This is a genomic window from Tolypothrix tenuis PCC 7101 (assembly GCF_963874875.1).
GTDB lineage: Bacteria > Cyanobacteriota > Cyanobacteriia > Cyanobacteriales > Nostocaceae > Aulosira > Aulosira tenue.
In genome coordinates this window covers 3,576,107-3,598,659 of the sequence record NZ_CAWNJS010000001.1, presented here as the reverse complement: position 1 = coordinate 3,598,659, position 22,553 = coordinate 3,576,107, and the positions used below count along the sequence as shown (strand labels likewise).

Sequence of the window (22,553 nt, the reverse complement as noted above, 5' to 3'; positions counted from 1 at the left end):
CGACTTTTTCAAAAAGTCGGGGATCTAATTTGGCGTGGAAGTAACGCATCCCACATCAGCGCCAAAAGTACGGAAAACGATAGATATTTTTTTCTTTCACAGTCCCTTATGTTTTAGCTTAGTTGTTGGTGGAAAATCTAACCTAAGGAGTTGCTGTGAGCCGTTTTTTATTTGTTACTGACTTAGACCATACCTTTGTTGGCAATGATGAAGCACTTGTAGAATTAAGCGATCGCTTAGAGCAACATCGCCAAGCATACGGTACTAGAATTGTCTATGCAACTGGGCGATCGCCAAAATTATATCGAGAATTGCAAATTGAAAAAAACTTAATGCAACCAGATGCCCTCGTGCTATCTGTGGGTACGGAAATTTACCTCGATGGTAGTGATACCCCTGATAGTAGTTGGTCAGAAATTCTCTCGCAGAGTTGGGATCGGGATGTAGTATTATCGGTAACTGAAAAATATCCTGAGTTAATTTTGCAACCAGATTCCGAACAGCGTCCCTTTAAAGTCAGTTTTTTCTTAGAACAAGCAGTAGCACCTGGTATTTTATCGCAACTTGAGCTACAGTTGCAAAAATATAATTTACAGATAAAGTTAATCTACAGCAGTGGAATTGATCTTGACATTGTTCCCCTTTCCAGCGATAAAGGTCAGGCAATGCAATTTTTACGTCAAAAGTGGAAATTTGCAGCCGAACAAACTGTTGTCTGTGGCGATTCAGGTAACGATATTGCTTTATTCGCTGTAGGCAACGAACGGGGAATTATTGTCGGGAATGCGCGCCCTGAGTTACTTCAGTGGCACAATCAATATCCCGCTGATCACCGTTACCTCGCACAAGATTTTTGTGCAGGTGGCATTCTGGAAGGACTAAAATATTTTGGATTTTTAGAATGATTAGTTATCTCAAAGGTATCGTAGCTGGTGTTCAAACAATTGGTAATAATCGCGTTATTCTGACCCTTGAGGTTAATAACATCGGGTATGATTTGCAAATTCCCCAACGACTGACTAAGTCTTTGCCGGAGTCGGGGGGAATGGTACAAATCTTTACCCATTACCAAGTCCGGGAAGAAGTACCCCTGTTGTATGGCTTTGCTTCCCCAGCAGAACGGGACTTATTCCGCCACTTGCAAAGCGTCAGTGGTATTGGTGCAGCCTTAGCAATTACTTTATTAGACACCTTGGAACTACCCGATTTAGTCCAAGCAATTATCGCTGCTAATATCCAAATTCTCATTCAAGCCCCTGGTGTTGGCAAGAAAACCGCTGAACGCATTTGTTTGGAACTGAAAAGCAAACTGATCGAATGGCGCAAATCAGCTGGTTTCTTCGTCGCCACAGGCGGGCCAGCACCAGGTATTCTCGAAGAAGTGCAAATGACTCTCTTTGCTTTGGGCTATACCCCCAACGAAGTTAGCCACGCCTTGCACGTCGTTGGCGAAGACATTGGACTGCCCAAAGACGCTTATGTGGAAGACTGGATTAAACAAGCGATCGCTCATCTGAGCAGTCAAGCTGAGTGCTAAATTGTAAGTACTGAGTGTTAAATATGGCGACAGATCCTTATGCTTGGCTAGAGCAGTCTTTAACAACAATTCGTAAGGCAGATTGGTATCGCTCAGTACAAACAATCAATGGAACTCCCGGTGCTACTGTGTTACTAGGGGGGCGAGAAGTAATTAATTTTGCCAGCAATGACTATTTAGGGTTAGCAGGGGATCAGCGATTAATTAAAGCCGGGGTTGCAGCTACTCAAGAATTTGGCACAGGAAGCACAGGTTCTCGACTACTTAGCGGACATCGAGAATTACATAGACAATTAGAAAGTGCGATCGCATCTTTAAAACAAACAGAAGATGCTATAGTATTTAGCTCCGGGTATTTAGCCAATTTAGGTGCGATCGCAGCTTTGGTAGGTAAGCGCGATTTAATTCTCTCAGACCAGTACAATCACTCCAGCCTGAAAAATGGCGCAATTCTCAGTGGTGCAGCAGTAATTGAATATCCCCACTGTAATGTCACAGCTTTAAGAAATCAGTTAATTGAGAATAGACAAAATTACCGACGCTGTTTAATCCTCACCGATAGCGTTTTTAGTATGGATGGTGATTTATGTCCCTTACCCGAACTATTAGATTTAGCTGATGAATTTAGCTGTATGCTGCTAGTAGATGAAGCCCACGCCACTGGCGTACTAGGTAAAACTGGTGCAGGCTGTGTAGAACACTTTGGTTGTACGGGGAAGCAACTAATTCAAATTGGCACATTGAGTAAAGCTTTAGGTAGTTTAGGCGGATATGTTGCCGGGAGTGCCACCTTAATTGACTTTTTACGCAATCGCGCCCCCACTTGGATTTACACCACAGCCCTTTCACCCGCAGACACAGCCGCCGCCTTAGCCGCCATTGAGATAGTACAACAAGAACCACAACGCCGCACTCAATTGTGGGCAAATGTCGATTATTTAAAAAAGCTAATGCAAGCACAGGTAGCTGAATTAAAATTACTACCTTCAGCATCACCTATATTATGTTTTCAATTGCCCAGCGCCGCCGCAGCATTAGCAGTAGGTAAGTCTTTACAAGAAGCGGGAATTTTTGCCCCAGCCATTCGTCCCCCCACAGTCCCCACCAGCCGCATCCGCATATCTGCAATGGCAACCCATCAAGCAACGCATATCGATCAGCTGGTAGCAGCATTGGGAGAATTCGTAATTCGTAATCAGGGGATCTAAATCTGGGCATTGGGCATTGGGCATTGGGCATTAGGCATTGGAAACTCTTACCCATGATCGGAAGAGGCAGGGGGGAAGGGAGCAGGGAGCAGGGGGAGCAAGCCCTTTCCCATGCTCTAAAACTCCATCCCCTTGTGGGTGAAGTTTTTCATAAATAACCTCTAAGCCCCAGCGATACCCGTTTTTATGTCTCAGGATATAAGTTTATTTAATTTTTACATATTAAATTTAAAAATTAATTCTAATAGAAAGTCATGGCAACCGAGCAAGAGCTTCAATCTCTTTTTAATACCTTGGATATCGATCAAGATGGCAAAATCTCCATCAATGAGCTTTTTTTAAGCCCTGGTTTAAGTGCAATTATCTCGGCTGAAACAGGTGTCAGTAGCCCCCAGGAATTGCTAGCTATGCATGGAGATAAAGACGGTAGTATCTCCTTTGAAGAGTTAAAGGAAGTAGTTAAGAAAGCAAGTAATTTAACCTAGCAGTCGGAGGGGAGTAGGAGCGATCGCTCCTACCAGTGGTGTCAACTTAACGTGAAACCCTATTAGTTGCAAGGTTTCGCCCTCACCCTGTGCCCCTCTTCCACCAGGCTACGGTATACACACAAGTCTTAAAATTGCCCCTAGTGCTTGGGTTCGTCATCTAGCTAATGGTTGTGCGATCGCTCCCGAAGCCTGTCCACAGTGAAGAGGAACGACGTAGGCGGAGCCTTCCCGCAGGGTAGCAATCGCAAACACCACGGGATTAAGTAAAATTGCAACAAATCAAGCGCTCAAAATGGCTGTAAAAATCCTTCTGTTTCAATCCCTAATAGGGATTAAGTGAAATTGCAACATTTTCAGGATTAATTCCTAAATTCAAAATCTCAGTTTCAATCCCTAATAGGGATTAAGTGAAATTGCAACCACAATGATGGAGGTGGGTTTAGCAAAGATATTCGTTTCAATCCCTAATAGGGATTAAGTGAAATTGCAACTAAGAGAGTAGCAGTTACAGTAAAACCCTGGACTAATGGTTTGTTTCAATCCCTAATAGGGATTAAGTGAAATTGCAACAATACCTGGCTACATTCATCAATGATTAATAGCCCGTTTCAATCCCTAATAGGGATTAAGTGAAATTGCAACCTCTTCTAATATAGCGTGTCTACGATAGGATGTCAGTTTCAATCCCTAATAGGGATTAAGTGAAATTGCAACTCCCCTAACGCTCGGTAGCCCTCATCCTTGAGAAGTTTCAATCCCTAATAGGGATTAAGTGAAATTGCAACATGAATGCCCTGTATTGCCCCATACGCCGATTGATTGTTTCAATCCCTAATAGGGATTAAGTGAAATTGCAACTTCGCGCACAATTGAGCGGTTTTTGGTAGTATCAGTTAGTTTCAATCCCTAATAGGGATTAAGTGAAATTGCAACTCACTGTCGGAAGTGGAAAGAATGGGGGAGTTGTTGATCGTTTCAATCCCTAATAGGGATTAAGTGAAATTGCAACCATCCATGAAAAAAGCTGAAATCACCCCGCTAGTTGCGTTTCAATCCCTAATAGGGATTAAGTGAAATTGCAACAAGTTGTCGGCGGGGGCTTCATCAGGAAGTGAAGTGTTTCAATCCCTAATAGGGATTAAGTGAAATTGCAACCAAAGTCATGGGCATTTCATGATATTAGGGTAATTATGTTTCAATCCCTAATAGGGATTAAGTGAAATTGCAACATTTCAGCCAAATTAGTATTGAGTTATTAAAAAGGTTTCAATCCCTAATAGGGATTAAGTGAAATTGCAACCTTAAAATGGGAACCTAAATACACTTTAAGAATTGGTTTCAATCCCTAATAGGGATTAAGTGAAATTGCAACGATTAACTTTTGGTTCTGCTAGCGGCGCATTCCTGTTTCAATCCCTAATAGGGATTAAGTGAAATTGCAACTGCGGAAGCCCCAAAGTCGATTTCTCCCCCTGCTCCCTGCTCCCTGCCCCCCTGCCTACTCAGCGACGGGATATTTTTTTAGTTGGAAGTCCCTTATAGACCCCTGAAATTGTCATTACGAGCGCAGCGAGGTAATCACATAATCCCGTGGTTTTTGCGATTGCTACCCTGCGGGAAGGCTCCGCCTACGTCGTTCCTCTTGGGTGTGGACACAATACTGCTCGGTTAAGGATTTTAAACTTGGAATTTGGTTTGGGGAAAAGGTGAAAGGGTAAGGGTTAAAGGTTTTTTCTTACCCCTTTTCCCCTTCCCCTTTTACCCTTAACCGACAAGTATTGGGTGTGGACAGGCTTCGAGAGCGATCGCACAACCATTAGTTAGATGATCAAACCAAGCACTAGGGGGAATTTTAAGACTTGTGTGTACACCGTAGCTTCCACCAGGAGAGGGGAGCAAGAGATTCAATTCCCCTTCTCCCTGAGGGAGAAGGGGTTAGGGGATGAGGGCGAGGTATTTGTACAACGCCCGCCCTATATAGCTTTTAGCTTAAGTTGACACCAATGTCGCCCGGAGTCCCCCCTGCCAAAAAAGCGATAGTATATTTTTTTAGTTAGGGGACTTCCAGAAAATAAATTATCCAATTTACTTAGATAATATTTTTCTTTCTCCCCCTGCTCCCTGCTCCCTGCCCCCTGCCTACTCAGCGACGGGATATTTTTTTAGTTGGAAGTCCCTAGAAGTCCCTTAGACGATGCGATTGACAATTGTCCACACGTCGCCGTCGGAACGCACATGAGGAACTGAGATTGTCTTAAAGCCGGTAATAAATGGTTTATAGTAAACCTGCCAGTAAAGGGGACTTAACTCATCGGCGCAAGATTTTAATAGGCGAATTTCTGTGGCTAGTTCTCCAGCAAGTTGATTGATGCGTTGAGCATGAACCTGTGCTAAGTTTCTCGCTTCTTCTAGCTGTTGCTCTAGAGTAAGTCGTTTAGATTCAGTTTGCCAACGAGCTAACTCAGCTTGTTTTTGGTCTATCTGAGATTCTAAAGCTGCGATCGCATCATCAATTCCCTTGAGTTCCACAGCTAATTGCGGATTCTCCCTAGCAAAGCGACGGTAAGCTTCAGCTATGGCGATGGGTGAATCATTCTCGCTCGACACTACATTATTAATAGTGAGAGTAGCACGTTCTTGCTGGAGAACCTGAATTTGTTGGCGAAGCCCTGCTATTTCTGAGAGAATCTGCTGCATAATTCCTATTTATCCTTCGTTAAGGCTTTTCGCACCTTGGTTATCCAAAGAAAGCGATCGCACATCAGCTGTAATTCCTACTGTTTGCCAAGCAGTTTGCATTGCTGCTGCTACAGCCGGAGAATGTTGTGCATCTGCTAAAGCCAACAATGTCGGCCCTGCACCACTAATCACCATGCCATAAGCACCAGCAGCAACAGCAGCTTGATTCACAGCATCGTAACCAGGAATCAATGCTTGACGATAAGGTTGATGTAACTTATCTTGCAAAGCCGTCTTTAACCATTCTCCCTTACCAGTTGCCAAGCCCCGCAACAATAAACCCAAATGAGCGGTATTAAAAATTGCATCTGCACGGCTAAACTCTGTAGGGAGAACTCGCCGCGCTTCTTGAGTTGAAAGTTCAAAATCAGGAATCGCCACCACCGGCACAACATTTTCATCCCAGGGAACATCACAAATTTCCCAACCCTCAGCACTGGTAGCAGCTAGACGACATCCCCCCAGCAAGGCGGGAACCACATTATCAGGATGTCCTTCCATTGCGATCGCTAATTCCATCACCTGCAACTGAGAGAGTGGTTCGCCAGCCAATTGATTAGCCGCAACCAAACCACCAACAATTGCTGTTGCGGAACTACCTAAACCCCGCGCCAAAGGTACACCTAAATCAATCTCAATTTTCACACTCGGCGGTATCTGCTCTATATGTTGATATAACTTGACAAAGGCTTGATAGAGCAGATTACTTTCATCAGTGTTTACCCCTTCTGCTTCTTTACCTGTGACCTGAATAATTAACCCGCCTGCATCCAGACGTGTAAACTTAACTTTGTTATACAGCGTTAAAGCTGCACCAATGCAGTCAAAACCAGGCCCCAAGTTAGCAGTGGTAGCGGGAACAGTAACAGTGACACTAGAAACAACAGACATCTGCAAATCTCACTAATCGCTCAATAAGCATCCCATGTCATTTGTCATTTGTCATTTGTCATTTGTCATTTGGAGTTTGGTAATTGATTGACCTCAACTCATTTGCGACTAAACGCCCTACATAATAGACTTCTTGCAGAAGTCGCAGAAAGGTTTTGTCTTTCCCCCTTCCCCTTTTCCCACCCCTATGCGATCGCGCATTTGCCCGCTTAATTGTACTCAATAAAATCTTTACGGAAAATAATTTCTTATCTGTGTAGTTACTAGTATCAATTCCCAAAGCATTGACTTTTGGGCGAAAAAAACTTACGTCTGCATCATGCAGCGTACCAAAAATAACTTAGGATATACCGAATTCTACGGTTGTTTTTACTTTAACTCTCAGGGTGCATAAAAGTTTACAGTCAATTTATAGGGAATCAACAGCCAAATACCGTGATGTCAAAAGATTTTGAGCAACCTGAAGTTAATCTCCCAAATATGGGAACAGGTAAGTATTTAACACCGTTTCAGCGTAAACAGCTGCAAAAAAATTTACAAGATGATTTGTCTGAGTCTTATCATCAGCGAATCGAAATTATGTTGTTGGCGGATGAGGGCAAAACTCAAACCGAAATTTGTCAGACATTAAAATGTTCTCCAGCGACCGCAAGACACTGGATGCATATTGCCCGTACTGGGATGGCGCACCAATGGCAAGATTGCCCTCTAGGTCGCCCAAAAGCAATTAATCAGGAATATTTGGAACGCTTACAACAGTTACTTTCTCTAAATCCTAGGGATTGTGGCTATGGGTTTAGACGCTGGACAGTCAATTGGTTGCGAAAGCATTTAGCGAAAGAATTGGGAATTGATGTGAGCGATCGCCATCTTAAACGCGTCCTCAAACAAATGGGATTATCAACCATCCCCAAACCTACTTTATCTCAGAGTGAACATACAGAGAAAACAGCAGGACAAAAAATCTTGATTTCTGACCTTAAAGCCGAAAAATCACGTAATTTTACGGGATTTTTTCTTTTGGAATCAGAAAAATAAATACGCAGAAACAGTAAGTACCAGTTCAGGATTTCATGGCGCAATATATCTCAGAGTCGCTGTCTGTGCAGCAACTATGCAGTGTTTTGGGTAATTCTCTCTCCTCAGAAGACTTACAGCACTGCCTTGAACAAGTGAAATATCTTACTCCCAAGGTAGGAAAATTTTGGCAAGGAACCGATGTTGAAGCGGGTATTTACATTGTACTTGCAGGTAAAGTCAGATTACTCGATGATGCAGGTGAATTGATTGCAACTTTGGAAGTAGGACAATCATTTGGGGAATTTACCTTGTTTAGAGAGGCTGGTTTTCAAGCTTATGCAGCCAGAGCTAGTGTTAATTTACACCTAGCTTTCCTTACTGATGAAGCACTGTCACCATTGATAGGCAAATATCCAGAAATTTACGCACATTTACGCACCCAAGCACAAGCACGAAATTCTCTGTTTGTTAAGTCTGACAATGAACCCCCATCTCCCCAGCTTGTTGAACAACCAAGCGTCACAAGTTCTTCCCCACTACCAGCAAGTAATTCTCAGAAAAAGATTAGCAAAGCCTACTTTCCCAACCCTACACAAAGAGTCGGGCATTTATGGCAACGGGTCACCAAAAGCTATCCATATTTTGCCCAACAGAGTGCCTCAGATTGCGGTGCAGCTTGTTTAGTGATGGTGTCGCGTTATTGGGGAAAGCGCTTTAGTGTCAATTTTGTGCGAGATATTGCCAATGTGGATCGTAACGGTGCATCTCTGCGCGGATTGTCAATCGCAGCCGAAAGTATCGGATTTAACACAAGACCCGTAAAAGCCAGTCTCGACCAATTAGCCAAGCAAAAATTACCTGCGATCGCTCACTGGGAGGGCAAACATTATATAGTTGTCTATGAAATCACCAATAAATATGTCATAGTTGCAGACCCAGCCATTGGTCAGCGTACCCTGACTCACCGGGAATTTAAAGCAGATTGGACTGGATATGCACTGCTACTGCAACCCACAGCCCTTTTAAAAGATACGGAAGAAAGTACAACACCCTTTTGGCAATTTTTTGAGTTAATTAAACCGCACAGTTTGGTGTTACTGGAAGTCTTTTTAGCTTCCTTATTTATCCAAATATTTGGATTGATTACCCCTTTATTTACCCAATTTATTCTCGATAGAGTGGTGGTGCAGCGTTCTGAGTTAACTTTAACGGCTGTGGGTTTAGGATTGCTAATTTTTAGTTTATTTCGGGTAGCACTAACAGGTTTGCGGCAATATTTACTAGACCATACTGCCAATAAGCTAGATGTTGCTTTAATTGTCGGATTTATCCGTCATACTTTGCAACTTCCTTTAAGTTTCTTTGAAACACGTTATGTCGGAGATATTATTTCTCGCGTCCAAGAAAATCGCAAAATTCAACGCTTTCTTTCTGGAGAAGCTTTATCAATCCTCTTAGATTTACTCACAGTATTTATCTATGTAGGATTAATGTTTTGGTACAGTTGGCAAATGGCATTACTGGCTTTATTAATTGTACCGCCATTCTTTTTACTAGCTTTGATTGCAACACCCTTCTTAAAGAAGATTTCCCGTGAAATATTTAGTGCTTATAGCCAAGAAAGTAGCTATCTAATTGAAGCTATTTCTGGGGTGCGAACAGTGAAATCTACAGCCGTAGAACAAACAGTACGCTGGCATTGGGAAGAGTTATTGCACAAAGCCATTAAAACTGGATTTTCTGGGCAAATTATTAGCAATCGCTTGCAAATTTTTAGTAATGCTATTCAAGCAATTGCCACTACAGCTATGCTATGGCTTGGAGCGCATTTAGTCATTCAAAATAAATTAACAATTGGACAGCTTGTGGCATTTAATATGCTGTTAAATACGATTATTGCTCCTTTCCAACGTTTAACAGTATTGTGGAACCAACTGCAAGAAGTTGTAATTGCTATGGAACGCATTAATGATGTATTAGATGCCGAACCAGAGGAAAATTTACAAAAGCAAATCAAACAGAATTTACCTGAAATTAAAGGTGACATCCGCTTTGACAATGTCACCTTTCGCTATCACTCAGAAAGTGATACTAATGTGATTGAAAACCTCAGTTTTCATATTCAACCCGGACAGATGGTAGCATTAGTAGGACGCAGTGGTTCGGGAAAAACTACGATTTCTAAGTTAGTTTTAGGCTTATATCCCCCTAGCGATGGCAAAATATTAATTGATGGATGCGATATTACTACTATTTCCTTACGTTCCTTACGCCAACAAGTTGGAGTAGTTGACCAAGATACATTTTTATTTGGCAGTACAATTCGAGAAAATATTAGCTTAGGAAATCCCGGCGCAAAATTAGAAGAAATCATTGCAGCCGCAACTCAAGCTGGTGCTGATGAGTTCATTAAAAAATTACCAATGGGCTATGAAACTCAAACTGGTGAAGGTGGAGGAATGCTTTCAGGAGGACAAAGACAAAGAATCGCTATAGCTAGAGCTTTATTAGATAATCCTCGCTTATTAATTTTAGATGAGGCAACTTCCCATTTAGATACTGAATCGGAAAGAATAATTCAGAAGAATTTTAATACAATTCTTAAGGGAAGAACTACCTTAGTAATTGCTCATCGTCTTTCCACTGTCAGAAATGCCGATTTAATTTTGGTTTTGGATAAAGGCGTATTAATTGAAAGTGGAACTCACCAAGAATTGATGAGTAAACGCGGACATTATTTCTATCTCAATCAACAACAGTTAGATGCATCAGCCTAAATTGAGCATCTCTAAAAGTCAAGCATGATATTTTCAAATATTTGATTTTTGAGAAAATTTTAGTATATCTTTATTCCCAGTTTAATTTCTAATACTAATTCCAAAAATATTGATACAAATATATTTTTCGTAGAGGTTATAGCAATGCTAAACCTCTACCAATATCTTTGTCTCATTATTAAATTGAAAGAGTCTCAACAAGCATTTTCTCTAAATCAAACCGGATGCCTATAGGACAATACAGTTCAGTTAAGAAAACTAATTGACAACAAAACAATACTTTTGGAGGGGGTTTGGGGGACGCAACCGTCACCCAATCGGGGGTTTGGGGGAGAATCCCCCAATTGAGCTAGCTGTTTCCACAACTGGCAAATCAATTACTATTTTTTTAGCAGAACTGTATTGGGCTATAGGATTGCCATAAATTGCAAATTTCTAACAAAAAAGACCTTATGTCCGAGATATTTAACGGCGAAGTAGCAAACACCATCAATGAATACGAACAGGCAGATACATCATCTACAAACATCAATCAATTGCCTGATGATTTGTCTGAATATACTAAAGATTTACTAGATAGCTTGCCCCAAGTTTGGACTAGGGGTATGTTGTATTTTTTGCTCAGTTTTATATCTATTGCTTTACCTTGGGCGATGTTATCGAAAATAGATGAAACTGGTACAGCTAGGGGAAGACTTGAGCCAAAAGGTCAAACATTTAAGTTAGATAGTGCTGTACCAGGGACGGTTACATCTATCCCAGTCAAAGAAGGTGATCTAGTCAAACCTGGAGAACCTGTCATGATATTAGATGCAGACTTAGTTAAGTCTGATTTGCGCCAAAGTAAGGAGAAATTAGAAGGACAATTAAATAGGCGATCGCAATTAAATCTGCTGAAAAATCAAATCATCGTCTCCTTAGCAACTCAACGCCAACAAAATCAAGCTCAAGAGTTAGAAAAACAAGCCCAAATTGAGCAAGCACAGCAAAATTTAACGGCTTTGAAAAACTCCTATGAAATTCAACAAACCGAAAAAATTACCCAAGTTAATCAAGCAAGACAAACTATCGAACAAACTCACACGGCAAATAAATTATTAGAAAATAGTTTAGCCAGTGCCCAAAGAGAAGTAGAACGCTACAGTAAACTTAAACAAGCAGGTGCTATCCCCGAAATTAATGTTGTTGATAAGCAAGATATCGCCAAAGACAGGCAGAGATTATACGAACAAAGCAAATCAGATATCAAACAAGCTAATCTCCGCCTAGCCGAACAACAGAGTAGCTATCAGCGTACAATTCGTCAAGCCAAGGCAGAAATTGAACAAGCATATTTGCGCTTAAAAGAGCAAAAACGCAGTTATCAAGCATTAACTCATTCAGGAAAATTGGCTGTACTCAAAAGCGAGGAGCAATTAAAAAATTTAGACACAGAAACGACTACCTTACAAGCAGAAATTGCTCAAACTAATAGTCAAATTAACAGCTTGCAATTGCAATTACAGCAACGAGTCTTAAAATCTCCTATTGCGGGTAGAGTATTTCAACTCCCAATTCAGCGTCCTGGTGCAGTTGTTCAACCTGGAACAATGGTTGCAGAAATTGCTCCCGAAGATTCACCGTTAATTATTCGGGCACAAATGCCTACATCTGAAAGTGGTTCTTTACGCAAAGGATTGCCTGTAAAACTTAAATTTGATGCCTATCCTTTTCAAGATTATGGAATTATTGAAGGCGAGTTATTAGAGATTTCACCAACCACATTAGAAATTGATACACCTAATGGGAAAATTGCTGCATATAATTTAGAAATTTCCCTGAAAAGTAATTGTATTCCTAGTAAAAATAAATGTACACCTTTACGTCCTGGTGATACAGCAACCGCAGAAGTAATTGTTCGTCAGCGTCGGATTATTGACTTTTTACTAGACCCATTTAAACAGTTGCAACAAGGAAGCTAAAACTTAATAGCTCATCCGATATTTGCATAACTGTCAGTTATTTGTGGAGCCAAATTATGTCACAAACCATCACAATCAGCAACCAAGATATTCTGCATATTGTCAAACAATACCGCCAAATTCCTGATTTAATTGACAAGATTATTACCCATAAGATAATTGAAACCACCATATCAGAGATGGGGATTCAAGTAGAGATTGAAGAACTGCAAAAAGCAGCAGATAATTTCCGGTTAATGAATGCCTTGGAAACTGCTGAAGATACATGGAAATGGTTGGATAAACACGCTTTATCTTTAGATGATTTTGAAGAATTAGTTTATCGTAATTTACTAGCTAATAAATTAGCTCAACATCTGTTTGCAGATAAAGTTGAACCCTATTTTTTTGAAAATCAACTAGAATATGCTGGTGCAGTTATATATGAAGTTATCTTGGATGATGAAGATTTAGCAATGGAGTTATTTTATGCAATTAAAGAAGGTGAGACTAGTTTTTATGATGTAGCTAATCAATACATTCAAGATATAGAATTACGTCGCAAATGTGGCTATCGAGGAAAAGTAAATCGTAAAGATTTAAAGCCAGAAATTTCTGCTGCTGTGTTTGCTGCTAATCCTCCCCAGCTTCTTAAGCCGATTATTACTTCTAAGGGAGTACATTTAATTATGGTGGAAGAGATTATTCAACCAGAATTGAGTGAGAAATTGCGTTATCAAATTATATCAGCATTTTTTGCCGATTGGGTGAAGCACAAAATAGAGCAAGTAGAGGTTTTGAAAGAGTTGCAGAGCAATAGCCTAAATCCTAATCCCGATACATACACCTGAATTTTATTTGATGACTAACACATAAGTGGATTTGTCACACTGTTGGTTTATACCAATGGTGTGTAAATATCTTCCGCATTTGGATTGAGATAAGGACGTTCTATATCAATTCCATATTTTTCAAATTTTCTAAGTATATATTCCATTCGGCTTTGTGAAGAATTATCCTGATTCTGATGGGCTTCTATCAAAGCATCAGCAACAAATTCACAATAGCTACCTTCAGAATCTATTATATTTCTAAACTTTATTTGTGAATTTGGACGTTCGGATAAACCAATACCAGGTGCAATTTTCTTGGTAAATATCGGAATTTCTTCCCGAAAGTGGGATTTATTATCTTCATAAATAGTTCTTAAAAGTGGTAAAATAAACTTTTTGTATAGTTTTGAATCGTATTTTTCAGAAAAAACTTTGAGTATTCCTGAATTATAAAATCTGTAGTTCAAAGGGTTGTGTAATACCTCAAATACGAAGGGTAATTTAATCGCATTGAATTCTGTTGTTATACAGTTCATCGCAAAAACTGCCGCTTCAGAACTGAAGTTAAAATAAACCAGTAATGTATAATAGAAATTCTTTGCTGGTGGTAAACCACCAAAGCCATCGCCAGTTACTCTATACCTAGATTTATTAATAAAGCTGGAAGGTAGAAATATTGAAATCGCATCATTTACAATCGCTGATTGTAGGGCTACAGGTAGATGACGCTCTCGCAGAATTTGTAGAATACCGTTATCAAATTCTGCTATAAGGCTACCATCTACTTCCTGTCTTAAAATATGAAAAGATGGATGATACCAACCTTGTCCTTTGTTGTTTTTTTCTAGTTCTTCATAGAATTCCCAGTCGATTCCTTTGGAGGCTATTTTTTTCAGAACTTGCTCGTTATTATCCGTCTCAAAATTTTCTTCTGTTACACCCGAACCTTCAAAGTAAATGCCATATATAAATTCTAATAATTTTGAATTTATATACTCATACTGAATTTTTTGAGGCAATTTTTTTAATTGTACCATATTATTATGATCAATTTCTATAGGCGGAAAGTGATAATGCCTAATGCGAAATTTAGATTCCTCGATTTCAATATTGCAAACAATATCTTGTAAAGTCTGTCTTAATTGCATTATAAATAATCCTATATACTGTTCCAGATATTGTGATTTATAAATTAGTCGAATATATTAAATTGATAGGAATTTTTCTGGTTGACAGAGCAATTGTCTGGCAATATAAAAATAAATTTTCTGGTGATTTCGAGCCGTCTCTGGCTGCAATTGAAATTCTTCTAGTAGTTGATTAATTAAACCTAGCCCAGCAAACTGTACTACTCGTTTGGTAAATGCTGTATAGTGATTTAAAATTTCTGGGTAAATACTTATATATGCTTTGATCATAGCTCCGATTGAAGGTTGAACAACTTCTAAAGGAATTGTGGCTAGCTGTATAGATTTTTTAATTTCAATAGTATGATGTGTAATCATACTATTGAGCCAAAAAATAAAATAACCTGTAATTGCTTTGCCTAAATCGCAAGCTGGATCTCCCCAGCTACAAGCTTCCCAATTAATAAACTTAATTAGACTATTTTTGGATTCTTCATACCCTGCGAATAACCCATCTTGGTCTAAACTCCTATGTATGAAAATATTTTTAAATTGAATATTATTGTGTGTTAAGCAGAGGTGTTCATGATGAAGTACTAGTTCTTTAATAATTTTTTTGACATTTTCATCTTGTTGAATAATACCCAAAAATTTCCAAGCTTGCACTGGAGTTCTATGTAAACTTTCAGGCTCCAAATATTTAATAATATAATCAGAAAGGTAATCAGGATAAGGAAGTTGGTACTGAAGCTTATCTTGAGAAAACTTTGTTATGAAATTATGGCATTCTTGAGAATTCATTGTCTCGAAATGCAATTTTGCTAAAGTAGTTCCCAGCAATATAGCAATGGTATCAGAGAAGGTATTCAGATTTTTATAATAGCTTTCTAAAGTAACATAATCATTGGCTAATTTGTATATAAGTATAGAATTTTGATTATCAAAATGCAGTATTTCTGGAATTAAATATGAAGTATGATCTAAGGCTTTATTGATGCTTAAATAATTATAAATATGCCATTCTTTAGTAATCCTGTTATCGATATTAATTTGCCTATAATGAGGCATCTGTTTAACAAATAGCTTACCCACTTTATTGGGTAATTCGATGATCCAATTAAAATTATTATTATCTTTTAATTCAAGTTTGCTGCCCTCTAAATCTTCTTTATTTGACAGATGATTATTTATCAAGTAATCAAATAAATTATTATAACTAAGGTTACCTATCACAAAATATTCCTTCTTTTATATTTAACAAAAAATAACTCAGCCATTTTTAATTAACAAAATCATTTTAGATACTCCTAAATTAGGAGTATCTAAAGATATGTTGGGTAATATTACCACTTAAACATATCCTAATACTAATAATGTACAACTAGTTTAGGATCATTTTTTATGCTTTCCTATTGTAGGAATTCTGGTACATCGTCATTTCGGCACCCACCACTAAAAGTACTCCATTCATCTTTACCAACAGTGGCACAAGCTTTACTGAGGGTACTCCAATCTCCTCCTCGTATATTCATTTCATCGTCCCCTAAATCGTTCATAAAACTTTCAGAATCGAGAAACAATTCAGCACCTGTAATTACAATGTCATGAATTTTAATATCAGCCATTTGAGTTATCTCCAATCAAGATATGCTGTTTACTTAGAATCATTAATTCATTTTTGATTCATGATTACATTGTAGTTAATTTAAATGCTTATATCTAGATAGTAGTAGCTAATAAATAGGACTTAAAAAGTATAGTTTGGGTCATAAAATATTGGAAAAATTAGCTAAATATACTCACTATTATCCTGTCTTCAAGCAATTTGTAATCAAAATGTATATTTATAATAAATATTAGCTTGAGCAAAGACATAGCTAAATCAGATATATCACTTTTTAACTTTCAAGCTATAAAAAGCATAAAAAATTCAGTCCCAAAACATTTTGGGACTGAACGCTAAAAATATTGAATACTGTTAACAGCATTTTCTAAAATATAAATATTCTTTGCTTAAGCTAAAACTTGGTAAATATCCTCGGAATGTACGTTGAGATGAACGCGCTTTAAATCAATTCCTAAATGTGAAAATTGTCCAATAATTGCCTTTATCTTTCCTTGAGGCGAGTTATCGCCCTGATACCAAGCTTCTAACAAACCATTTGCAATTATCTGACAGCGATTCACCCCAAAACTTTCTCGTTCAGCAAACTTCTTATCTGGTTCTTCTGCTAAACCTAAACCTGGTGCTAGTTTTTTAGTAAATAGAGGGATTTCAGATTTAAAGTTTCTTTTATTTTCTATATAAATGTAATTTAAAAATTGCCTTACTGTTGCATAATCCCGCTTGTCAAAATATAAAACACCTGAATCGTAACGATTATAACTTTTTGGATGGTACAAAACTTTAAATTGAAAAGGAATATTTTCTTTATTCAAACACTGTGTTAGGTTGCCCATAACGTTAATAGCACCTGACGGAGTTAAATTGAAATATATTCGCACAGTCACTTGATTTTTTAAATCATGATTGCGATATAATCCAGCATTACCAACCGCCATATAAAAGCCACTCTGTACCACATTTTTTGGCATTCTTACTGCTATTATATCACCTACAGAAGCTGATTTATCAGCCTCTAGTAAATGCTTATCTCTTTGAATATGTAGCCTTAAATCACCCTTTTTTATCACTAAACTACCATCATTTTCTTCTTTCAAAACTGACCAACCTCGCTGAAAATATCCCTTGCCAAAATTACTGTCATGTAACTGTTGATAAAAAAATACATCTACTCCAAAAAGCGTATTATTTTCTAAATCTAAAGCTAAATTATTTTCTTCGTTATCTACTGCAAGTTCGCTTCGCATTGAACCGTTGTAATAAATACCATACAGAAAACTCCGCAATTGCAAGCTGAAATATTTTTTTTGTATTGCTTCAGGCAATTTGTGGAAGCGTTCAACAGTATCAGTAGGTATGTCAAATGGCTTATAATCTGGATGAAGAATAGAGAAATCAGACTTAATTTCAATATTGGTTATAATATCTTCTAGAACATCCAGTAATCGACTATCTACCCCAGCTTGAAGCTGACTATGAACAGAGTTAAGTAATCGCATAATAATTTAATTATGAGGAAATATACTAAGCTGTCAAAGCAGGTTGTTGAGTTAATTCACTAGCACCGAAAATTGTTTGCATTGATTGTTCTGGGCGACATAATAATGTTTTAGCAACCTGAAGCATAGCAATTCCTGTATTGCCAAAAGATTTTTGATACAGAATCATTGCCTGAATCCTTTGAATTAAACCAAAACCTGTAAATTGCATTACCTGTAGCAAGAAATGAGGACGGTTTTCTAAAATTTCTGGAAATGTCTGCAAATAAACTTGGTTTAATGTAGCAATTGAAGGCTGAAGTTTTTCTAAAGGAGTCATCGCTAAACCTAGAGATTCCTCAAGACTTAAAGATTTACTAATAACTAAACTACCTAGCCATAATTGTATGTAGCTACTAATAAGTGTTCCTAAATCAAAAGCTGGATCTCCCCAAGTAGAACGTTCCCAATCAATTAGGCGTATAATGCTGTCAGTTGATTGCTGCCAATTTTTATTGACTAATATATTATTTAGCTTCAGATCATTGTGGGTTAAACAACAAGGAATAACAGTATTACCCAAGTTTATAAGAGCTTCTCCTAAACTGTCGTAGCGTTGATATAGGGCAAAAAATCTCAAACCATCATCAGGTACTAAACCAAAAATTTCTGGTTCTATCCGTTCCAACCCCCGGATTAAATTTCTCACCATATCTGTTCTGGAATTATCAGGATTTTGAGAGAAGAAATCTTGATATTCTTGCTTGTTGAAAGTATAGCGATGGATAGCAGCTAAAAAAGTACCAATTGCCGCAGCGATTTCACTATCAAAAGATTTTTCCTGGGTATAGAATTCCATGACATCCTGATAATCATCCAGAAATGTAAAAACCATAATGGAATTTTCTGCATCATAATGCAGTATCTCTGGTAGAGAAGGGCGAAGATAATTTAATTCGGGAAATTTTTGTACAAATTCTTGAATGCGCCACTCACTTAAAAATTCTCCCGATGCTTTCCCTGCGTGATTGTGCCGTTCTTGCTTGACTAACAGCTTTTGATGATTTGGCAGTGTTACTAATAAATTAAAATTTTTAGCAGATTTTAACTCTATGTCAATCTGGTTTGTTTCGCTTGGAGAACAAAGGTTATGTCTAGCTAAATAATCGCAGACATTATTAGAATTCAATAAAAAGGTCATGGGTAACTGAAAAATATCAGATTTTGCATTTAGCAGGTTACTGCTGTTAATTACTATCTTCTGCAAGGATTTGATATTTTTCTAAAATTGTGAAATTCTAAAAGTGACAAAAAAAATCTAGTTTGAACCTATTATTTAGGGTAATTTACCTAGAAAATATCGTCATGAGTAGAGATATTCATTATCTAGAAAGATTACTAGAATATTTATGTCCTATTTTGATGCGATCGCACTTCATACCACCTCAGATATAGGGTTTAGTATTACTCATACGTGTCAACTTAAGCTAAAAGCTATATAATACGGCGCGTGTTGTACAAAAACCCTCGCCCTCATCCCCTCACCCCTTCTCCCCCTGGAGAAGGGGAATTAAATCTCTTGCTACCCTCTGTTGGTGTTCAAGGGGCACAGGATGAGGGCAGAACGTTGTCGCCAAGAGGGTTTCACGTTAAGTTGACACCAATGAGCATTGCTAAACCCCTACGCAAAATCTATCTGTATAATTAGGATTCTGGTGAATCGGTATTAATTCTTCATGTCAGTCATTCACGCTAGGTTTTGGCATAACCAAGCATGAAAATGTATGTGTCTTTCCCATGCCTCATCCCCAATGCCCTATGCCCATTTTCAAGCTAGTTTTTTTGCTGTTGATAAACCTGTTTAAACTGTTTTTGCTGAATCTTATGATCCACAATGGGGTCAGGATAGCCGACAGCACGGCGTTCTAGTGGTGTGATTTTACCCGTAACTAAATATTCTGTATCTATAGACCGCAATTCTGGCAACCATTGGCGAATATATTCGGCATCTGGATCGAATTTTTGTGCTTGGCTAGCTGGGTTGAAAATACGTATAGGTTTGGGATCCATGCCACTAGAAGCACTCCATTGCCAACCACCATTATTGGCAGATAAGTCCCCATCAATCAATCTCTGCATAAAGTATTTTTCTCCCAATTGCGGACTGATTAATAAGTCTTTAGTCAAGAAACTGGCAACAATCATCCGACAACGGTTATGCATCCAGCCGCTTTCATTCATTTGGCGCATGGCTGCATCAACAATGGGGTAACCTGTTCTACCTTCACACCAAGCTTGATAATGTTCTTCGTTGTTTTCCCAAGGAAAGTTTTTGAAGGCTTCGCGGTATGCACCTTCAGCTAATTCCGGGAAGTGATACATAGCGTGTTGATAAAATTCCCGCCATGCTAGTTCTTGTTGCCATGTGCGGATGCTGGTTGTGGTTTCGTCGCTACGGCTATTTTCTAACGCTTCTAGGGTAGTTTGCCAAACGGTGCGAATGCCAATTACTCCAAACTTTAAAGCTGCACTTAGTTGCGATGTGCCATCCATAGCTGGAAAATTCCGCTGTTCCTGGTATTCATTAATCGCACTAGCGCTGAATTCCTCTAACCGTTCCTGCGCTGCAGTTTCTCCTGGGGGAAGAACTAATCCACCATCCCAGATAAATCCTAAATCTTTGGCGGTTGGTAGTGGTATTGCTCCAGTTTGTTGGGCAATTTCTTGTTCAATGGCTGTTAACCCTTCGGCATTTTGCAGAGTTTCTACTGGTTTAGCCTTGGCTTTGCTAATCCAATTTTTCCAGAAGGGGGTGTAAACAGTGTAAGGGGCATTACCACCCGTGCGAATTTCTGCTGGCGAGTGCAGTATCTGATCCCAGTTTTCTGTTAAAAATGCAATGCCTTTTTCTTGGAGTGCATCAATTATAGTGCGATCGCGTTCTTGAGAATAGGGTTCTACATCCCAGTTCCAAAACACAGCTTTGGCATTCAACGCCGTAGCTAAGGCGGGAATTGCTTGCATGGGATTACCATGAAGTATTAACAACTGGCTACCAGCTTCCGCATAGCGCTTTTGTAATGCTTGTAAGCAGCCAATCATATAAGTTACCCGCACCGCCGCAATATCATCTCGTTGGAGAATATTCGGGTCAAGACAAAATACTCCTACTACCTTAGGACTTTGTTTACGGGCTGCGGCTAGTCCTGTATTATCAGAAATCCTTAAATCGCGGCGATGCCAAAATAGAATTAAGTCAGACATTCCATTATTTTAATAGTTCGCTTGTACTAGCTTATAGTCTCGTGTACATATCAGCATCATTCTGTCGATAAATTTCTAGATAGGGTAAAACAGAAGCAGAAAAAATTTTTATTTATCTATATAACCATATTTTTTATTATGATTTGTGTATTTCAATGCTTCTCGAGTAGTTGTGATGCTGACATTTTAATTAAACTCCATAATTTTACTTGAAAGTCAAGGCTTACAGGCGATTATAGACTCAATTTCCATGCCAAGGCTCAAATAATCATCCTTTCATGCTTATTGGCAAATATTTTTCTCTTCCTACGTACAGAAGCACATTTTAATTACTTTATTTTGTGATTTTGATCACAAAAATTTTTCATCATGTAAATATTATTAAATAATAATTTTCTATTCATACAATATCTAAGTATTATAAATCTTTGAATCAAACTAATCTTTTATAATTAATCATGATTTTATATATATGCATAACCATACAAAACAAATATTTATTTGTGATGATTCTGTAGAAAATACACTCTGGTTAAAATCGGCACTTTTAATACATGGATTTAAAAGCAAAATCTTTCTTTCAGGTGTAGCATTGCTGGATTTTCTGGATAATAAGCCTGATTTACCAGACTTATTAATAGTAGATTTGAAAATGCCTGTAATTAGCGGATTAGAGATTATTCAAAAAATAAAACAATCTCATAAACTTAAGTCCATTCCTATTATCCTGATTACAGGAATAGATAAATTTGATATTGAAAATATTAATCATGTGGAAATTAACGGATTTATAAGAAAGGCTATTGATTTAGATACTCTAATCGCCTCAGTTACAGCATTATTGCCAAAAGATTAGGTTCCACCATAACTGTGATACAAAATTAATCGTATCAGATGTATGTGACTCATTTTTTAAATTCATGTTAGGCAATATGTTTGCGGACGAATTGAATTACTTCTGTTAGCCCTTGTTGAGTTTTTAAGTTAGTAAAAATAAAGGGTTTATCGCCACGCATTTTTTTAGCATCTCTATCCATAACATTTAAATCTGCACCGACATAAGGCGCAAGGTCGATTTTATTAATTACCAATAAATCAGATTTAGTAATACCTGGCCCGCCTTTGCGAGGGATTTTATCACCAGCCGCGACATCGATGACATAAATGGTTAAATCAACTAATTCCGGGCTGAATGTAGCTGCTAAATTATCGCCGCCACTTTCTAAAAATACCAAATCTAAATTAGTAAATCGCTGCTCTAATTGTTCAATTGCGGCCAAATTCATCGAAGCATCTTCGCGAATTGCAGTATGGGGACAACCACCCGTTTCTACACCCAAAATGCGATCGCTTGCTAGCGCCTGAGAACGCACCAAAAATTGTGCATCCTCTTGAGTATAAATATCATTGGTCACTACAGCAATTTGATACTGTTCGCGCAAAGCCTTACATAAAGCATCTACTAACGCAGTTTTCCCCGAACCAACCGGGCCTGCAACTCCTACTCGAAAAGTGTTATTTGTCATTTGGTAATTGGTAATTGGTAATTGGTAATTGGTAATTGGTAATTGGTAATTGGTAATTGGTAATTGGTAATTGGTAATTGGTAATTGGTAATTGCGGGTTT

General features: G+C 38.3%; 19 protein-coding genes and 1 CRISPR repeat array. Of the genes, 9 read left to right on the top strand and 10 right to left on the bottom strand.

Going from position 1 to position 22,553, the window contains the following annotated elements:
- Window positions 1–155: 155 nt before the first annotated feature.
- The 4 genes from AACU25_RS14665 to AACU25_RS14650 all read left to right on the top strand — a co-directional run bounded on the left by AACU25_RS14665 (window position 156) and on the right by AACU25_RS14650 (window position 3,230).
- Complete coding sequence (locus AACU25_RS14665; protein WP_096576775.1) at window positions 156–905, top strand: sucrose-phosphate phosphatase; 750 nt, start codon at window positions 156–158, stop codon at window positions 903–905.
- Window positions 902–1,537 carry a Holliday junction branch migration protein RuvA gene (ruvA, locus tag AACU25_RS14660; protein WP_096576773.1) on the top strand — a complete coding sequence of 212 codons (636 nt, stop codon included), beginning with the start codon at window positions 902–904 and terminating at the stop codon, window positions 1,535–1,537. The genes AACU25_RS14665 and ruvA overlap by 4 nt, the downstream gene beginning before the upstream one ends.
- 23 nt (window positions 1,538–1,560) lie before the next feature.
- Window positions 1,561–2,745: an 8-amino-7-oxononanoate synthase gene (gene bioF / locus AACU25_RS14655; protein ID WP_096576771.1), complete on the top strand. Its 1,185-nt coding sequence runs from the start codon at window positions 1,561–1,563 to the stop codon at window positions 2,743–2,745.
- 254 nt (window positions 2,746–2,999) lie between these two features.
- Entirely contained in the window at window positions 3,000–3,230 is a 231-nt protein-coding gene (locus AACU25_RS14650; RefSeq protein ID WP_045870719.1) for an EF-hand domain-containing protein, read from the top strand.
- A 315-nt stretch (window positions 3,231–3,545) separates the two neighbouring features.
- Window positions 3,546–4,676: a CRISPR direct-repeat array (repeat unit 37 nt; unit sequence GTTTCAATCCCTAATAGGGATTAAGTGAAATTGCAAC).
- Window positions 4,677–4,997: 321 nt separating this feature from the next.
- Here AACU25_RS14650 and AACU25_RS14645 read toward each other — a convergent pair.
- The 3 genes from AACU25_RS14645 to thrB all read right to left on the bottom strand — a co-directional run bounded on the left by AACU25_RS14645 (window position 4,998) and on the right by thrB (window position 6,863).
- The gene (locus tag AACU25_RS14645) at window positions 4,998–5,141 is read right to left on the bottom strand and encodes a hypothetical protein (protein ID WP_190445915.1); all 144 of its coding nucleotides are present in this window, start codon (window positions 5,139–5,141) and stop codon (window positions 4,998–5,000) included.
- A 279-nt stretch (window positions 5,142–5,420) separates the two neighbouring features.
- A complete protein-coding gene (locus AACU25_RS14640) occupies window positions 5,421–5,930 on the bottom strand; it encodes a hypothetical protein (protein ID WP_096576769.1) in 510 nt (169 codons plus the stop codon).
- 9 nt (window positions 5,931–5,939) lie between these two features.
- The gene (thrB, locus tag AACU25_RS14635; protein WP_096576767.1) at window positions 5,940–6,863 is read right to left on the bottom strand and encodes a homoserine kinase; all 924 of its coding nucleotides are present in this window, start codon (window positions 6,861–6,863) and stop codon (window positions 5,940–5,942) included.
- Between the two features lie 438 nt (window positions 6,864–7,301).
- Here thrB and AACU25_RS14630 point away from each other — a divergent pair, with 438 nt between their 5' ends.
- The 4 genes from AACU25_RS14630 (at window position 7,302) to AACU25_RS14615 (ending at window position 13,451) form a co-directional block, all read left to right on the top strand.
- Entirely contained in the window at window positions 7,302–7,901 is a 600-nt protein-coding gene (locus tag AACU25_RS14630; RefSeq protein WP_096576765.1) for a helix-turn-helix domain-containing protein, read from the top strand.
- Window positions 7,902–7,936: 35 nt separating this feature from the next.
- Window positions 7,937–10,660 carry a peptidase domain-containing ABC transporter gene (locus AACU25_RS14625; RefSeq protein ID WP_096576763.1) on the top strand — a complete coding sequence of 908 codons (2,724 nt, stop codon included), beginning with the start codon at window positions 7,937–7,939 and terminating at the stop codon, window positions 10,658–10,660.
- A gap of 452 nt (window positions 10,661–11,112) precedes the next feature.
- Complete coding sequence (locus AACU25_RS14620) at window positions 11,113–12,621, top strand: beta-barrel domain-containing protein (protein ID WP_096576761.1); 1,509 nt, start codon at window positions 11,113–11,115, stop codon at window positions 12,619–12,621.
- Between the two features lie 56 nt (window positions 12,622–12,677).
- Window positions 12,678–13,451: a peptidylprolyl isomerase gene (locus AACU25_RS14615; RefSeq protein ID WP_096576759.1), complete on the top strand. Its 774-nt coding sequence runs from the start codon at window positions 12,678–12,680 to the stop codon at window positions 13,449–13,451.
- 47 nt (window positions 13,452–13,498) lie between these two features.
- On the opposite strand, the gene AACU25_RS14610 is transcribed toward AACU25_RS14615, so the two are convergent.
- The 6 genes from AACU25_RS14610 to AACU25_RS14585 all read right to left on the bottom strand — a co-directional run bounded on the left by AACU25_RS14610 (window position 13,499) and on the right by AACU25_RS14585 (window position 20,926).
- Window positions 13,499–14,581 (bottom strand): T3SS effector HopA1 family protein, encoded by a 1,083-nt coding sequence (locus AACU25_RS14610; RefSeq protein WP_096576757.1) that lies wholly within the window; start codon window positions 14,579–14,581, stop codon window positions 13,499–13,501.
- Between the two features lie 57 nt (window positions 14,582–14,638).
- Window positions 14,639–15,793: an aminoglycoside phosphotransferase family protein gene (locus tag AACU25_RS14605; protein ID WP_096576755.1), complete on the bottom strand. Its 1,155-nt coding sequence runs from the start codon at window positions 15,791–15,793 to the stop codon at window positions 14,639–14,641.
- Window positions 15,794–15,969: 176 nt separating this feature from the next.
- On the bottom strand, window positions 15,970–16,185 hold the full coding sequence (locus AACU25_RS14600; RefSeq protein WP_096576753.1) for a hypothetical protein: 216 nt from the start codon (window positions 16,183–16,185) through the stop codon (window positions 15,970–15,972).
- 388 nt (window positions 16,186–16,573) lie between these two features.
- A complete protein-coding gene (locus AACU25_RS14595) occupies window positions 16,574–17,683 on the bottom strand; it encodes a T3SS effector HopA1 family protein (RefSeq protein WP_096576751.1) in 1,110 nt (369 codons plus the stop codon).
- 25 nt (window positions 17,684–17,708) lie between these two features.
- Window positions 17,709–18,863 (bottom strand): phosphotransferase family protein, encoded by a 1,155-nt coding sequence (locus tag AACU25_RS14590; RefSeq protein WP_096576749.1) that lies wholly within the window; start codon window positions 18,861–18,863, stop codon window positions 17,709–17,711.
- A 632-nt stretch (window positions 18,864–19,495) separates the two neighbouring features.
- On the bottom strand, window positions 19,496–20,926 hold the full coding sequence (locus AACU25_RS14585; protein ID WP_096576747.1) for a deoxyribodipyrimidine photo-lyase, 8-HDF type: 1,431 nt from the start codon (window positions 20,924–20,926) through the stop codon (window positions 19,496–19,498).
- Between the two features lie 472 nt (window positions 20,927–21,398).
- Between AACU25_RS14585 and AACU25_RS14580 the strand changes: the two genes are divergently transcribed.
- Window positions 21,399–21,782: a response regulator gene (locus AACU25_RS14580; RefSeq protein WP_096576745.1), complete on the top strand. Its 384-nt coding sequence runs from the start codon at window positions 21,399–21,401 to the stop codon at window positions 21,780–21,782.
- 67 nt (window positions 21,783–21,849) lie between these two features.
- Here AACU25_RS14580 and ureG read toward each other — a convergent pair whose 3' ends face one another.
- Window positions 21,850–22,452, bottom strand: a complete 603-nt coding sequence (gene ureG / locus AACU25_RS14575) for an urease accessory protein UreG (RefSeq protein WP_096576743.1) — start codon at window positions 22,450–22,452, stop codon at window positions 21,850–21,852.
- Window positions 22,453–22,553: the final 101 nt, after the last annotated feature.

Coding starts and splice junctions, on each gene's coding strand:
- ruvA (WP_096576773.1), top strand. CDS start 902: ATGATTAGTTATCTCAAAGGTATCGTAGCTGGTGTTCAAACAATTGGT.
- bioF (WP_096576771.1), top strand. CDS start 1,561: ATGGCGACAGATCCTTATGCTTGGCTAGAGCAGTCTTTAACAACAATT.
- AACU25_RS14650 (WP_045870719.1), top strand. CDS start 3,000: ATGGCAACCGAGCAAGAGCTTCAATCTCTTTTTAATACCTTGGATATC.
- AACU25_RS14640 (WP_096576769.1), bottom strand. CDS start 5,930: ATGCAGCAGATTCTCTCAGAAATAGCAGGGCTTCGCCAACAAATTCAG.
- thrB (WP_096576767.1), bottom strand. CDS start 6,863: ATGTCTGTTGTTTCTAGTGTCACTGTTACTGTTCCCGCTACCACTGCT.
- AACU25_RS14630 (WP_096576765.1), top strand. CDS start 7,302: ATGTCAAAAGATTTTGAGCAACCTGAAGTTAATCTCCCAAATATGGGA.
- AACU25_RS14625 (WP_096576763.1), top strand. CDS start 7,937: ATGGCGCAATATATCTCAGAGTCGCTGTCTGTGCAGCAACTATGCAGT.
- AACU25_RS14620 (WP_096576761.1), top strand. CDS start 11,113: ATGTCCGAGATATTTAACGGCGAAGTAGCAAACACCATCAATGAATAC.
- AACU25_RS14615 (WP_096576759.1), top strand. CDS start 12,678: ATGTCACAAACCATCACAATCAGCAACCAAGATATTCTGCATATTGTC.
- AACU25_RS14610 (WP_096576757.1), bottom strand. CDS start 14,581: ATGCAATTAAGACAGACTTTACAAGATATTGTTTGCAATATTGAAATC.
- AACU25_RS14600 (WP_096576753.1), bottom strand. CDS start 16,185: ATGGCTGATATTAAAATTCATGACATTGTAATTACAGGTGCTGAATTG.
- AACU25_RS14595 (WP_096576751.1), bottom strand. CDS start 17,683: ATGCGATTACTTAACTCTGTTCATAGTCAGCTTCAAGCTGGGGTAGAT.
- AACU25_RS14590 (WP_096576749.1), bottom strand. CDS start 18,863: ATGACCTTTTTATTGAATTCTAATAATGTCTGCGATTATTTAGCTAGA.
- AACU25_RS14585 (WP_096576747.1), bottom strand. CDS start 20,926: ATGTCTGACTTAATTCTATTTTGGCATCGCCGCGATTTAAGGATTTCT.
- AACU25_RS14580 (WP_096576745.1), top strand. CDS start 21,399: ATGCATAACCATACAAAACAAATATTTATTTGTGATGATTCTGTAGAA.
- ureG (WP_096576743.1), bottom strand. CDS start 22,452: ATGACAAATAACACTTTTCGAGTAGGAGTTGCAGGCCCGGTTGGTTCG.